Source organism: Trinickia sp. EG282A, assembly GCF_040965455.1.
In the GTDB taxonomy this organism is placed as follows: Bacteria; Pseudomonadota; Gammaproteobacteria; order Burkholderiales; family Burkholderiaceae; genus Trinickia; species Trinickia symbiotica.
Map to the genome: position 1 here is coordinate 699,550 of NZ_JBFRCC010000004.1, position 13,099 is coordinate 712,648.

Below are 13,099 nucleotides of genomic sequence, written 5' to 3' on the forward strand. Positions count from 1 at the left end.
TATGTGGTGTGGTTGTCAGGATCAACGAAATTCATGAAAGGCGCTGCGCTCGACGCGAACAAGGCGGGGCCAACCGCGTCATTGCGACGGCAACGATCGTAAGTCGACCGTCGGCGACTGGCCGTAGGCGTCGCTGAGCAGATAATCGACGAACTTCGTCGCCGCCAGCTCTGGCGACGTCAGCTGTCCCGAACGCTTGAGATCGACGAATTTTTGCCGCGAGGGAAAGTGCGCTTCGTCGACATTACGGATTTGGGCCTGCATGTCGGTATCGACGACACCGGGTGCGATGGTCGCGATGCGCAGCGCCGGTTCGGCGTCGAGTGCGATGCTTCGCGCATGATGGTCCAGGGCCGCTTTCGTCGCGCAATAGATGCTCCACCCGGCGTATGCGTTGCGCGCCGCGCCGCTCGAAACGTGAGCGATGCGACGATCGGGCGCGCCCGCGGTTGCCGCGGCGAATGCGCTTGAAAGCATGAGCGGGGCAGCGACGTTCAGCACGACGGCACGTCCCACGTCCGAGGGCGATTGCGCGCTGCTTGGGCCGATCGGCTGGGCGGTGCCGGCGTTATTGACGAGAAGCGCTAACCTGGCGCCTTGCAAGAATCGCTGCACGCTTCCATCGGCGAGCCATTTTTCGAGGTCTTGCGCATTGGAGAGATCGACTTCGACTTCTTCGAATGCGCCCGGAAATCGTGCGGCAAGCGCGGGATGCCGCTTGCGAGCAGCGCCGAGCACGGCGAAGCCGCGGGCTAAAAGGACTTCGGATAGCGCGGCGCCCAGTCCGCGTGTATGGCCCGTGACGATGGCCTTCGAGGCAAACGAGGTGGGGGAAGTCATGGCGAAACGCTGCATCCGCGAAGTTATCGAGAACAAAAGGATAACTGTTCCGATGGGCGGATGTGGCGCAATGTGCATCCAGCTCGCGGCTCGTTGCACGGCAACCGGCTCCGCCGGCCGCCCCCGTTATGGAAGGCGCTGGCGGAACCGGGTGCAGACTAGGATGCTATGTGCCTGCTCAGGCAGCTACGGCGAGCGACGGATAGTCGATATAGCCGACCGGGCCTTCCGAATAGAATGTGTCAGGATTCGGCGCGTTCAAGTCGGCATCGAGCTTTAAGCGCTCCGGCAGATCGGGGTTTGCGATAAAGAGCTTGCCCCAAGCCACCGCATCGGCTTCTCCCGCATCGAGTACCTTCCGCGCCATTTCTTTCGTGAACCCTTCGTTCGCAATATAGACGCCGCCGAATTCTTCCTTCAGGAACGGCCCGAGACGATCGTCGCCGAGCGATTCGCGCGCGCAGATGAACGCGATGCCCCGCTTGCCGAGTTCGCGCGCGACATAACCGAACGTTTCGCGCGGGGTGGAGTCGCCCATCGAATGAATGTCGCGGCGCGGCGCGAGGTGGACGCCGACACGTTGCGCACCCCAGACGGCGATGCATTCGTCCACGACTTCCAGCAGGAGGCGCGCGCGGTTCTCGATCGGGCCGCCGTAAAGATCGGTGCGACGATTCGTGCTGTCTTGCAGAAACTGGTCCAGCAGGTAGCCGTTCGCGCCGTGAATCTCGACGCCGTCGAAGCCCGCGGCTTTCGCGTTTTCCGCGCCCTTGCGGAAGGCGGCGACGACGTCGCGAATCTCATGCAGCTCGAGTGCGCGCGGTGTCACGAACGGGCGTTTCGGGCGCACGAGGCTCACGTGCCCTTCGGGCGCGATGGCCGTCGGCGCGACCGGCAGCTCGCCGTTCAGGAAGATCGGATCCGAGATGCGGCCGACGTGCCAAAGCTGCAGAAAGATGCGTCCGCCCGCGGCATGCACCGCATCCGTCACGACCTTCCAGCCTTCGACCTGCTCGTCGGACCAGATGCCGGGCGTCGCGGCGTAGCCGACGCCTTGCGGCGTAACGGAGGTAGCCTCGCTGAGAATGAGCCCCGCCGATGCGCGCTCGGCGTAGTACTTCGCCATCAGCGCATTGGGCAGGCGCTCGTCGCCTGCGCGCTGACGCGTGAGCGGGGCCATGATGATGCGGTTCGGCAAGGTCAGGTCGCCGACGACTAGCGGATCGAAAAGTGTTGGCATAGCAATATCACCTCGTTGCGGGCTGCACGCCCGCCGTATGACGTTGAATTACGTCGATGGAACGATGACGAACAACCAACACGCGACGAAAGGACGAAGGGCCGGAGAACGGCCTTACAAATCCGATCGCAGCGAATCGAGAAATGCTTGGATGACGGCCTCGTTGCGCTTAAAGAAGCACCACTGGCCGATGCGCTTCACCGTTACCAGGCCGGCGCTTTGCAGCGTGGCCATGTGTCCGGAGCAAGTCGATTGCGAAAGGCCGACGCGCGCGTTGATCTGTCCCGCGCACACGCCCTGGTCGAGCGGTAACTCCTGGGCCGGGAAGTTAGCCTCCGGGTCCTTGAGCCACGCGAGAATCTCCCGACGCACGGGGTTCGCAAGCGCCTTGTGAATGGCATCGATGTCTATCGTCATATCAAGCGAAGAAGCTACAAGCCCAGCGAGGACTGCATCGCTGTTGGCAGAATTATATATCGGAAATGTCCGATATGCTTTAGGGGCATTCGGCAGGCTGCCCGAGTTCGTTTGATCTGCGGGAATAAAGTGCGTCTTGTGGGAATAAAGTGCGTCACGACGCTGGGAAGCACAGGAGGCCGTGCGTGACCCTTTCGGGCGCACCGAGCGGTGCACGCTAGTTCGCCACATTGCCTCGCAAAGAGGGGAGCGTTTTCCCGCTTCTAGAGAACTGTCTATTGGTAGCCCTCGACTATCCGGTGCGGAAGTCATTTAGTGCTTTCAAGGTCAGCCTAACTAGGCTAACGTTTCTAACGAGCCCATCATCACTTGCACTCGGCGACCGGTAGCGTGCGCCCGGGCGGGAGCGTTGCAAGCCGCATAGAGTGAAGGAGGACAGTTATGTCGTCGATCGACTTCGTCGAGATTGCCCAAAAGGGGAATCTTCCCGTCGTCGAGATGGGGAACGTGAAAGTATGGGAAGCGGTGGCATCGGAACCGCTCGGTAGCGCCCGGTTGCGGTTCTTTTCGCGACGAACCCCGGGTCAGCCGTCGTTTACATTTTCGAGGATGACGTTCATTTTTGCTCTCGTGCGCCGACTCGCTCGACCCGATTCGGAGTTCAGAAACGTGCTGGCGCACTTCAGCGGCAGCTATCCTCATGAGGCAACTCAGATTCTCTGCAAGGCGACACGTGGGAATGAGGACGATCTCGAGCACCTGCATTTGCAATCCTGGCACGACCTTGAACTACACTGGGCTGCAATTTCTGACCACGCGCTGTGGATCTCCGCCGAAGGTCCCCACAGTGACCTCGTGAAACTGCTCGATTCCATCCTTGACGAGACGGGCGGTGACTGTGATAACACGTGTTCAGCGAAGTCGCCGCCGGCTGCCACCGGGAAAGGTGGTCCTCAGGAGGAGGCCATTGCATTCCGCAATGAGCTTCTATCCAGGAACTGGCCCGATGGGAAACGCGTTGCGGAAATGGCTGGCGCGAGGTCCCGAAGCAACCCACACCAGTACGCGGCTCGTCGGCGATCGAATGGAGCGTTGCTCGGAGTATGGGTCGCTGCGGAACGTACCTACAGGCACCCGGACTTCCAGTTCGATACCCACGGTGCGATTCGCCCCGCGGTCGCCGATCTGCTGAAAGTCCTGCCTGGGGATGAAGAAGACAGGAACGGCTGGCGGCGTGCATTCTGGCTCTACTCGCCACACCCGCTACTTTCTGGCGAAACGCCGGCGGATGTCTTTGTGCGCAATCCGCAGCGCGTCGTCGAAGCGGCCAGAGCGGAGTACTGCGGAGATCCCAATGATCGCTGGTGAGCCAAGATGTGCTGCATTCCGATCGAGCTTTGGCCCGTCCCAGCCGAGGCCTCCGACGTGCCTCCGCGCGATGGGTCGGGGAGCGAGTTTGCTCTGGCGCGGCGGAACCCACACGGGGCTACTATATTAACTCTGTAAGGCGATGATGTTGTGATCGCTCCAATTGCGAAGTTGTCGGAGTTGCGTCATGAGCTATCCCTATAGGCTGATGCTTCCTGAGGAGCTCGCTGCGCCTGGTGAAATGGAGCCTGCTGTTGTGTTGCGAATATCGTTGGCAGCGATTGCAGACGCCCTCGCAGAACGGACAGGCGGGAAAGACTTCCCGCCCATTTTTCGCAACAAGGACAGCGATGCGATGTTTCTTCAGGTAGACGAAGTGCCGCTTGTCTTTGTCTCATTCAACGAAGAGCCACGCGAGGTGCATGTCTACGTGGCAGATCGAAACGTACACGGGGAGAGCGCCCTGTTGCAACTCCTGAATAGGCTACCGCTGGATGGCATAGAAGGAGCTTGGTGGGCGCGCGAAGACCAGCCAACTTGGCCAGGAAATAGCGCTAACACATTTGTGATCCGCCACCGAGACTGTGGATCTGAGTCGGGGCGCTGAATATCATCGCCAGAGCTTGTCCGGAAAGATCTGGCCAAACATCGGAATTCAGGATGTCCCGCAGATGCGTCCACGATCTCAGGCCTGAGACGGTAGATCCTGATGACGGTCCAAGTACCGCTTTGCTCCCGAGGCGATTGGGCGTGTGAATGGCTATGCTCCAATCTTCGCTGGTCAAGAATTCGTTGGTCGGTAAGGCATTGAGGTGGATGCTGGAAAGTTGCGCGGCCAATCAGGAAGAAAATGCGTCAAGCAATCTGCGAGCTGATTTTCAGAAATGCGTATGCATCGTCATGAAAAGTTTTGCCTCTTCCCCCGTTGTCCTCATTCCAATACGATCGCATCAGTCTTCCCCATCGTTCGAGCTCTTCTGGTGTACCTTTCTCCCTGCACGTACATCGCCGCATGCTCGATGCGGCGGAGCAATACTCACGTGAGGCCTTTCCGAGCGCAAAGGAATTCCTACGGCGGCTGTACGACTTCGAGATCTACCATCGCAAGACGGCTCCCTGGAATCCGGTGTGCGTGACAGGCCTACCTGGAGGCGGAAAGACTTCGATCTTTGTTGCTGCGACCCGTCTGCTAGAAGACGATACCGTCAATGCGGGTGCCGGTCACGTTTTGCCTTTACTTGGCTTTCGTCACCTAACGATCGAGGACGAGCGTAGCGAGCTTGGCATCCTCCGGCGCACCTGCTGGGCATTTAACCGGCAATGGTCAGGGACAACTAGTTCAGCCCATGAGAAGACGCGACTGAAAGAAGACGACGGCTTCCCCATGAGAGATCTGAAACGAGCGCGGGATACCACAGCGCTGGTCGGTTTTCGGTCGGGTTGTTGCGGGGTGATGGTCGACGAAATGCAGTACATGACACAAAGTACGACCGCAAATACACTGGTGACCAAATCATTGCTCGAGCTATCGTACCTCAGATTTCCATTTTTCTTCGCCGCAAACTTCAATCTGGTCGCCAAATTGCTGGCGCGTCCGCCGCAAGACCGTGACCGGCTGTTAAGCAATCCGGTCGTGGTTCTACCCGACACAGTGGCGACCGAAATTTCGGAAACGGCATGGAAGAATTACATTCGTGAATGCAAGCGCGTGGCAGGAGGAGTTCTCGACTTTGACGTCGATAAAGACGCGGAGTCGCTAGTTCGATATACGTTTGGACTTAGAAGAAAGTTTGTAATTATTATTAAATCAGCTTATGGGCGTGCGCGAGAAGCTGGGAGATTTGCCGCCGGGATGAGCGATATTGAAGAAGCGTATAAAAGTACCGCCTACTATACTCACAGGAAGGATGTCGAGAGTCTGATCGCGATGGAGACTAGCGGGAAAAAAGAGCAGAAGGAATTCGTTTGCCCAATTGAGGTAGATTCTACAGAGGCGATGGCTCGTCACCGGATGGCGCAGGAGGAGCAGGGCCGAGCCGTTGCTGAGCAGATGGTCATTGATTCACTCAGCCCCGCGGGAAGGCTGGCGTATCAGCAGGCGGGGGGACCAAAGCCAGACGCCGGCGAGAAATCCAAAGGATCGGGGCGCGTCAAGACTCCCGTTTCCAGTTCGTCATTGCTGGCGGGCAGCGATCAGTTTCATCGGAAGCGGAAATGAATAGTACTGTGGATCGATGAGCGAACGCTCTCCACAGGGGTGTAGCACATCGAACGGAGCTCAGCCGCCGCTACGCGGACTGAGTCTGCGTGGGAAGCCAACTACCGCATTGCGGTCCGCGAGGTTGTAGCAGATCGCCGGCCGATTCGATTCCCCGGCGATATAACCCACTTCCTTCAGGAAGGCTGCAGCGAGCATCCGCGTGCGAAACCCACTTTTGTCCATGGGCCGACCGAGCACGATCTCGTACATGCGTTGAAGCTGCGGCAGCGTGACGGCTCTGGCAACAAGTTTCGGCCGGGCGCTGGACGAGCAGAACCTGTAGTGCATTATCGAGCACCGAGAAGATCACGGCATCGACGGTCGTGTGGCCGCTTGCGCGGCCGTTGGGATGAAGAGCCTGATCTGTTGTGCCTCTCTACGAGATCCGTATCCAGCATGTAACGTACACGGTATCTCGGTTTCCCATCGACCGAGTGCATCGTCGCTTCCCCTTCTGCGACGAGGGTGTCCACGTGGACGTCATTTATTCTGGTTTGAGTGTTATCCGGCCATTTTGGGTCTGATTCGACCATCTTTTCCCGGCGCCAAGGCGGTCTACATGCTTCTGAATTCCCCGAGCCCACGGAAAATCGGCCTCACGTCCGAGATCACGCACGAGCCTGACAACCTTCACCCGGTGACAGTGCCTCAAAAATTCGTCCAGTACGTCGGCGCGCAGGTTACGCAGGCTCACCATCAGGTTGCTCGCTTCCTCAAGCGACTGACCTTTGCCAATGTCGCTGGCGAGTTCAAGAATCGCTCGCTCGGGAACAGACACCTTGACCTCTGGATTGCCAGCGGGAAGCGGCTTGAGGCCCTTTTCGTAACGCAGATCGTTGTCGAACAGGGCAGTGGTCTGAAATGAATAGGTCATGTACTGGTCCACCCAGGAGGGGATGCGATAGGGTTTCTGGCCCCATAGCACAACCTTTTCGCGAAACGCGATGTTGTGACGGACGCCTTGCCAGGAAAGGGCCGTTTTCCCCCCAACGTGAAGGCCGGCAATGCGTCGCGTCAGGTATGCGATCGAACCGTCCCTTGTCGGCGTGTCCCCGGTCAAAAGGTAGACGCCCTGTGAGAGCCGCTGTAACCACCCGGATTTGACCATGTGCGCCGCGAGCGCAGCGCTGATCCCCATGTCACGGAGCATGTCGGAATCGATAGGATGACCGTGCCGGCTTTCCTGCATCAGCCGCTGCACTGTTTTGTTGCTCATCATTTCTACCGGCTGCGTTATCAGATTGCAGTATATGCCAGAAATTTTGATTATTTGCAATTTTTTAACGCGTCTTCAGACTGCTCACGGCCTAGGGCGGGTTTCGCCCGGCCGGCAATCATCGAGCGCGCGCCAGCGAACGCTCCAAGCCAGCAATAGCAGTTTCGACATATGCCCTGAAGCTGGAGTCCATGGCGGCGTCCGTGCCGTTCTGCCAGCGGACGATAAACGACCTGTTTGCCATCGCCGGGAGGTACCTTGCCAACGTCGGAAACTCGAGCGCCCGGATCGAGCTCACCTTCTCCTGCAGTTGCGCTGCCCATCCCGCGGGGTCGTCCGTCGGCATGGATGCGAATTCAAGCGTGGAAAAGCCGACCATCGTTGCGATAACCACGTTATACATGTCGACAATCTGATCATCCTTGAATCCGGCCGCAACAAGCACAGAGAGAATCCTGTCGATCATGCCGGGGCTCAGGCTTGCATTGGCGACGAGGTGTCCGCCGAGGAGCTGCGCGACGTTCGGGTGCCGGCGGATCACCTCGCGGCATCGGGAAAACAGTTCCCTGAGCCAGTCCTGCCACGACAACTTGCCGAGTTCGGGCGCAACGTTGGCCATTGTGGCTTCGACAACCGACGCGAGAAGGTCGTCACGCGTCGCAACGTGCCAGTACACCGCGGACGGATAGACGCCAAGCGATCGCGCTACATCGCGCAAGCTGAATCCCATGAGCCCGTTGCGATCAATCTGCTCGATCGCCGCAGCAATGATTCTTTCCTTGCTGAGTCCGGAACCGGTAGCCCCCCCTTTCTTTGTATGAGTGCGCGACGCCGGGGAAGCACCGGCACGAGCTCGGCCGGTATCTTCGGCAGTGCCGCGGCCTTTCCTGACGGTGCCCGCTTTCTCCACGCGGGTCGCATTGCGAGCTGATCTCGTCATTTGTCTGTTCGTTGCCTAAACGCGATTGCGTGGTGAACAAGGGTCCATTGTAGACCGGACAATCAACCCGGCGACTTTCGCTGCAAGCGGCTCGCAATCGTCCTGTTCTCCCGCGCGGCCCATAGCAGCTTGCGTCTCGCGTTGTACGATGTACAATGAATCGTAGTTCGCCGTTTTATCCAGACTTGCCGTGGTTCCGTCAGAGGGCCGCGAATGCCATGCACAGGGACATCTCGATGGAAAAGTCCATTACGTCAGCCTTTCCCACGCTTGCCGAGGCGATCGATCGCGCGGTCGAGCGTTACACCGAATGCAACCCACAAAGCGCGCTTCAATACGAGCGGGCCGTTCAGTTCATGCCTGGCGGCAATACGCGGTCGGTGCTCTTTTACGGTCCATTCCCGCTCGCGATCGCTCGCGGTGAGGGTTGCCATCTCTGGGATGCGGACGGTCACGAATACATCGACTTCATCGCGGAGTTCACGGCGGGTCTCTATGGACACTCGAACCCCGTCATCCGGGAGGCCATCGATCGTGCGCTCGATGCCGGGATAAATCTGAGTGGGCATAACCTGCTGGAGTCGGAGCTTGCGCGTCTGATCTGCGATCGCTTTCCGGCGGTCGACGCGGTGCGGTTCACGAACTCGGGTACCGAAGCGAACCTGATGGCGATCTCGGCTGCACGGGTCCACACCCGCCGTGACAAGGTTATCGTCTTCGCTGGTGGATATCACGGCGGGGTCCTGACCTTGGCAAAAGGCAACAGCCCGGTCAACGTTCCGCACGACCTGTTGATCGCGAACTACAACGATCTGGCGAGCGTGCAGGGTCTTTTTGAATTGCATCCCGTGGAGGTCGCAGCCGTCGTCGTCGAGCCGATGCAGGGAGCGGCGGGTTGCATTTGCGGCGAAAGGGACTTCCTGACCGGGTTGCGGGAGCTTGCGTCGATGTACGGCGCGCTCCTGATTTTTGACGAAGTCATGACTTCGAGACTGGCGCCCGGTGGGCTGCAGGAAGCGCTCGGGATCACGCCGGACCTCACGACACTCGGAAAGTACATCGGAGGCGGGATGTCTTTCGGCGCGTTCGGCGGGCGGGCATCCATCATGGATCAGTTCGATCCGCGCAAGCCCGGTGCCACGCCGCATGCCGGCACCTTCAACAACAACGTCCTGAGCATGGCGGCCGGCGCAGCAGGTCTATCCAGTCTGTACACCGCGGACGTCGCGCGTGAAATGAACGCCAGGGGCGATCAGCTTCGGGAACGGCTGAACGCGATTTGTGCGGACCGCAACGTCCCTCTCCAGTTTATCGGGAGAGGGTCGCTTATGAATCTTCAGGCTGGCAGGCACGCAATACGATCCGTGAAAGATCTGCTGCCCGAGGGCAATAGCGTCAAGGATCTCTTTTTCTTTCACATGGTTGAACATGGCATCTATCTGGCCCGCCGTGGCTTCATCGTATTGAGTATGCCAATTACCGAAAAGGAGATCGGGCGACTGTTGTCGGCCTTCGATACGTTTTTGGAGCGCTACGCGGGCGTCCTCGCCTGAAAGCAATTACTGTCGCCGCAAGAGGCAGCGCGCATTGGGAGGTACATTGAAATGGAAGATATGGCTGGAAAACGTCTCGTAGGAGACACACCTCGTGGCGGAAGTGTCATGAGTTTCTACCTCCCGAAGGGCGCGACGCGCCCTCCGCGCATCGCGCGCGGCGAAGGTGTCCACCTGTACGACGAGCGCGGCACCCGGTATCTGGACGCAACCTCGGGCGCGGTCGTGAGCAATCTTGGCCACTCCAATTCGCGTGTCGTTGCTGCGATGGCGGAACAGGCCCACCGCGTCACCTTTGCGTATCCGCGCTTTTTTGAGAGCGAACAGAACGTCCGCCTGGCCGGTAAGCTCACCGAACTGGCTGGCGAGGGCTTCGATCGTGCGTTCTTTGTCTCGGGCGGTTCGGAGGCCAATGAAGCAGCACTGAAGCTTGCAAGGCAGTACGCAGTCGCCTGTGGACAGTCGACGCGCTGGAAGGTGATCTCCTGTGATCCGAGCTACCACGGCTCGACCATGGGCGCCATGGCCGTCACGGGTGACTCGTTCACTGAGTCGATCTACGGCCCGATGTTCCAGTCGATGCCGAAGATTTCCGCGCCGCTGACGTACCGGCTGTCTCCCGGCGTGACGGCCGAAGAGCATGTCGCAGCCTGCGCAGAGGCGCTCGAACAGCGAATCGTCGAGGAGGGGCCCGATACCGTGCTCGCATTCATTCTCGAGCCGGTCGGCGGCCTGTCCAGCGGCGCGCTGGTCTCGCCGCCGTGGTACTACCGTCGGGTCCGCGAGATCTGCGACCGTTACGGAGTGCTGCTGATCCATGACGAGATTATGTGTGGTGCAGGTCGCACGGGCGCTTTCCTGTGCTCGCATCACTGGGAAGGCTCACGTCCGGACATCGTGACACTGGCCAAAGGCCTTGCCGCTGGCTATACGCCGTTTGGCGTGGTGCTCGCGCCGAACCGCGTCGTTGAGACGATTGGCGCGCAGGGCGGCTTTGTCCACGGACATACCTACTTTTCGAACCCGTTCTCCTGTGCCGTTGCCGAGGCCGTGATCGACGAGGTGGTGGAGCAGGGGCTTGTCGAACGGGCTGCGTGGATGGGGCAGTATCTTGACCGAAGGCTTCGCGATCTGCAGCAGGCAAGCCGTCTCGTCGGTGACGTGCGTGGCAAGGGCTTGCTCATGGCGATCGAGCTTGTCGCGGACAAGGAGACCCGACGTCAACTTCCACTGGCAATGAATGCGCCTGCCCGTCTGACGAGCTATGGACTCGCGCATGGCATCGCGCTTTACAACCGGCGTGCCAACCGCGGCAAGTTCGGTGACATCCAGCTGATTGCGCCGCCGCTGATCATCACAGAAGCGGAAATTGACGATCTCGTCGAACGGCTTGGGCGTTCGTTGCTCGATTTCGAACGTGATCTCGAGCGTGAGGGCGCGCTTGACTGAAATACGGCTGACGCTTCGACATAGGAGGCGTCGGATGGGAAAGGCACGATGAATATCGCAGGTTCATTCGAATCGCAAAAGCTCGTTCGCTTTCAGCATTGCGACCCGGCAGGCATCGTCTTCTATCCGCAGTACTTCGTGCTCTTCCACGAGTTGATAGAGGACTGGTTCAACGATGGATTGCGCGTGAATTACGCGGATTTCATTGCCAATCAGAAACTCGGGGTACCTACGGTACGCATGGAAGTGGACTTTTTCGCTCCGAGCAAAATCGGCGACGCCTTGCAAATGCAGCTGGCGGTCAAGCGGATCGGGACAAGCTCTATTGGCCTTTCGCTCGCGGCATTCGCCGGCGACGTGCTACGCGTACGCGTTCAGCAGACGATCGTCCTCTTTTCGCTCGAGCGCCGGGAACCCGTCGCCATTCCGGACGATCTTCGTCGGCGCCTTTCGTTGTTTTTGGCCGAGGAGACCGAGCAATAGTACAGCTCCTTGTGACCGCGGCTCGAGTGGCGGTCCCGAAGCTATCCAACTTTTCATGGAGACACTGACATGGTTACGAACAAGGTTATCGTCCTCATCGCACCCACCGGAGGGATGGCATTCAAGTCGCAGAACCCCCACTTGCCTACCCAGCCCGAAGAGATCGCGAGAGACGTGTACGACTGCTACAACGCCGGCGCTAGCGTCGTTGCCGTACATGCGCGCCGTCCTGACGACGAGGCGACGTGCAATGCCGACATCTATCGCAGTATCAACGAGCAGATTCGAGCTAAGTGCGACATCGTTATCAACAACTCGACTGGCGGTGGTGTTCATGGCGACATGATTCGTCCCATCGAGGGGGGGATGTTGGACACCGTGTGGGAGGAGCGTCTTAAGGGCATGGAAGCCGGTGCCGAGATGTGTACTCTCGATGCCTGCACCTTCGTTGCGACTTTTGGTGGTAAGGAGGTTCTTCTGAACACCTCGCCTTCAAGATGCCAGTTTCTCGCGGAGGAAATGAAGAAGCGCGGTATCAAGCCAGAATGGGAAGTATTCAGTCCGACCCATATCGTCCAGGATGCCACGCGGCTGATCCAGATGGGCTTGGACGAGCCCCCGTACGTATTCAATCTCGTAATGAATGCGCATCGCGGTTTCCAGAACGCTATGCCCTACAACCCGAAGTCGTTGCAGTACATGGTCGACTTGCTACCACAAGATAGCGTATTCTGCGTCAGCGGTATCGGGCCCGCACAACTGCCTGCAGGCATCAACTCCCTGCTGCTAGGCGGTCAGATCATTCGGGTCGGTCTCGAGGACAACCTGTACTACCGACACGGTGAATTGGCACGCAACGTCGAACTGGTCGAGCGCACCGTGCGTATCCTCCGGGAAATGGACTACGAAATCGCCACGCCTGCTGAAACTCGCCAAATTATGGGGCTACCGCGTAACGATACGTCCGCGCGCCCTCACTTCGGAGTCGCGTGATTTTGTGACTTGGGTAGTCGCGGATGCGGCGTTTGCCGCTTCCAGCAACTAGTCGCAACCACAGGCTCTGCAGTTGGCGTCATAGTCCGACTCTCAAGATGCAGCCCCGTGGTGCCTAAGGCGTCCGCATCCTTGTTGCGCGCATCCGCGCGCCAGTGACACGGGACAAAGAGCGTCGCTTAAAGTTGACAAGCAAGAACGACCGCGACGATGAGGTGGCGATCGTCGAGGCTCCCGATTTGGCGGTTCGAGCCGAACGAAGCGCGAGATTTCCGCCCAGATCTGTCGCATTCCCCGCACGGCACCGAATCGCCTGCACGTGTCCGCAAGATGCGAGACG

At 59.1% G+C, this 13,099-nt stretch carries 13 protein-coding genes; 7 read left to right on the forward strand and 6 right to left on the reverse strand.

The genetic code is table 11. The features are described 5' to 3' along the window. Window positions 1-78: 78 nt before the first annotated feature. From AB4Y31_RS22390 to AB4Y31_RS22400, 3 genes are all read right to left on the reverse strand, one after another. Complete coding sequence (locus AB4Y31_RS22390; RefSeq protein WP_368675831.1) at window positions 79-840, reverse strand: SDR family oxidoreductase; 762 nt, start codon at window positions 838-840, stop codon at window positions 79-81. A gap of 178 nt (window positions 841-1,018) precedes the next feature. After that, window positions 1,019-2,080, reverse strand: a complete 1,062-nt coding sequence (locus AB4Y31_RS22395; RefSeq protein ID WP_368675832.1) for an alkene reductase — start codon at window positions 2,078-2,080, stop codon at window positions 1,019-1,021. 114 nt (window positions 2,081-2,194) lie between these two features. Continuing rightward, window positions 2,195-2,497: a helix-turn-helix transcriptional regulator gene (locus AB4Y31_RS22400; RefSeq protein ID WP_018444013.1), complete on the reverse strand. Its 303-nt coding sequence runs from the start codon at window positions 2,495-2,497 to the stop codon at window positions 2,195-2,197. 441 nt (window positions 2,498-2,938) lie between these two features. Between AB4Y31_RS22400 and AB4Y31_RS22405 the strand changes: the two genes are divergently transcribed. The 3 genes from AB4Y31_RS22405 to AB4Y31_RS22415 all read left to right on the forward strand — a co-directional run bounded on the left by AB4Y31_RS22405 (window position 2,939) and on the right by AB4Y31_RS22415 (window position 6,083). Beyond that, window positions 2,939-3,865, forward strand: coding sequence for a hypothetical protein (locus AB4Y31_RS22405; protein ID WP_368675833.1), 927 nt, complete (start codon window positions 2,939-2,941; stop codon window positions 3,863-3,865). A 187-nt stretch (window positions 3,866-4,052) separates the two neighbouring features. Further along, the gene (locus AB4Y31_RS22410; RefSeq protein ID WP_368675834.1) at window positions 4,053-4,472 is read left to right on the forward strand and encodes a hypothetical protein; all 420 of its coding nucleotides are present in this window, start codon (window positions 4,053-4,055) and stop codon (window positions 4,470-4,472) included. Between the two features lie 405 nt (window positions 4,473-4,877). Further along, window positions 4,878-6,083 (forward strand): hypothetical protein, encoded by a 1,206-nt coding sequence (locus AB4Y31_RS22415; RefSeq protein ID WP_368675835.1) that lies wholly within the window; start codon window positions 4,878-4,880, stop codon window positions 6,081-6,083. A gap of 60 nt (window positions 6,084-6,143) precedes the next feature. Here the strand turns inward: AB4Y31_RS22415 and AB4Y31_RS22420 are convergent, their stop codons facing one another. From AB4Y31_RS22420 to AB4Y31_RS22430, 3 genes are all read right to left on the reverse strand, one after another. Next, on the reverse strand, window positions 6,144-6,335 hold the full coding sequence (locus AB4Y31_RS22420; RefSeq protein WP_368675836.1) for a hypothetical protein: 192 nt from the start codon (window positions 6,333-6,335) through the stop codon (window positions 6,144-6,146). Between the two features lie 274 nt (window positions 6,336-6,609). Then, window positions 6,610-7,341: a type IV toxin-antitoxin system AbiEi family antitoxin domain-containing protein gene (locus tag AB4Y31_RS22425; RefSeq protein WP_368675956.1), complete on the reverse strand. Its 732-nt coding sequence runs from the start codon at window positions 7,339-7,341 to the stop codon at window positions 6,610-6,612. Between the two features lie 118 nt (window positions 7,342-7,459). Continuing rightward, entirely contained in the window at window positions 7,460-8,251 is a 792-nt protein-coding gene (locus tag AB4Y31_RS22430; protein ID WP_368675837.1) for a TetR/AcrR family transcriptional regulator, read from the reverse strand. A gap of 266 nt (window positions 8,252-8,517) precedes the next feature. On the opposite strand from AB4Y31_RS22430, the gene AB4Y31_RS22435 reads away from it, so the two are divergent. The 4 genes from AB4Y31_RS22435 to AB4Y31_RS22450 all read left to right on the forward strand — a co-directional run bounded on the left by AB4Y31_RS22435 (window position 8,518) and on the right by AB4Y31_RS22450 (window position 12,759). After that, window positions 8,518-9,834, forward strand: a complete 1,317-nt coding sequence (locus AB4Y31_RS22435; protein WP_368675838.1) for an aspartate aminotransferase family protein — start codon at window positions 8,518-8,520, stop codon at window positions 9,832-9,834. A 108-nt stretch (window positions 9,835-9,942) separates the two neighbouring features. Next, entirely contained in the window at window positions 9,943-11,283 is a 1,341-nt protein-coding gene (locus AB4Y31_RS22440) for an aspartate aminotransferase family protein (protein ID WP_368675839.1), read from the forward strand. Window positions 11,284-11,331: 48 nt separating this feature from the next. After that, entirely contained in the window at window positions 11,332-11,766 is a 435-nt protein-coding gene (locus tag AB4Y31_RS22445; RefSeq protein ID WP_368675840.1) for an acyl-CoA thioesterase, read from the forward strand. Between the two features lie 69 nt (window positions 11,767-11,835). Continuing rightward, window positions 11,836-12,759 carry a 3-keto-5-aminohexanoate cleavage protein gene (locus tag AB4Y31_RS22450; RefSeq protein ID WP_368675841.1) on the forward strand — a complete coding sequence of 308 codons (924 nt, stop codon included), beginning with the start codon at window positions 11,836-11,838 and terminating at the stop codon, window positions 12,757-12,759. The last annotated feature ends 340 nt before the right edge of the window (window positions 12,760-13,099 follow it).

Bases quoted from the DNA above. Each gene is read 5' to 3' on its own strand.
- AB4Y31_RS22390 (WP_368675831.1), bottom strand. From the start codon at position 840: ATGACTTCCCCCACCTCGTTTGCCTCGAAGGCCATCGTCACGGGCCAT.
- AB4Y31_RS22395 (WP_368675832.1), bottom strand. From the start codon at position 2,080: ATGCCAACACTTTTCGATCCGCTAGTCGTCGGCGACCTGACCTTGCCG.
- AB4Y31_RS22400 (WP_018444013.1), bottom strand. From the start codon at position 2,497: ATGACGATAGACATCGATGCCATTCACAAGGCGCTTGCGAACCCCGTG.
- AB4Y31_RS22405 (WP_368675833.1), top strand. From the start codon at position 2,939: ATGTCGTCGATCGACTTCGTCGAGATTGCCCAAAAGGGGAATCTTCCC.
- AB4Y31_RS22410 (WP_368675834.1), top strand. From the start codon at position 4,053: ATGAGCTATCCCTATAGGCTGATGCTTCCTGAGGAGCTCGCTGCGCCT.
- AB4Y31_RS22415 (WP_368675835.1), top strand. From the start codon at position 4,878: ATGCTCGATGCGGCGGAGCAATACTCACGTGAGGCCTTTCCGAGCGCA.
- AB4Y31_RS22420 (WP_368675836.1), bottom strand. From the start codon at position 6,335: ATGTACGAGATCGTGCTCGGTCGGCCCATGGACAAAAGTGGGTTTCGC.
- AB4Y31_RS22425 (WP_368675956.1), bottom strand. From the start codon at position 7,341: ATGAGCAACAAAACAGTGCAGCGGCTGATGCAGGAAAGCCGGCACGGT.
- AB4Y31_RS22435 (WP_368675838.1), top strand. From the start codon at position 8,518: ATGGAAAAGTCCATTACGTCAGCCTTTCCCACGCTTGCCGAGGCGATC.
- AB4Y31_RS22440 (WP_368675839.1), top strand. From the start codon at position 9,943: ATGAGTTTCTACCTCCCGAAGGGCGCGACGCGCCCTCCGCGCATCGCG.
- AB4Y31_RS22445 (WP_368675840.1), top strand. From the start codon at position 11,332: ATGAATATCGCAGGTTCATTCGAATCGCAAAAGCTCGTTCGCTTTCAG.
- AB4Y31_RS22450 (WP_368675841.1), top strand. From the start codon at position 11,836: ATGGTTACGAACAAGGTTATCGTCCTCATCGCACCCACCGGAGGGATG.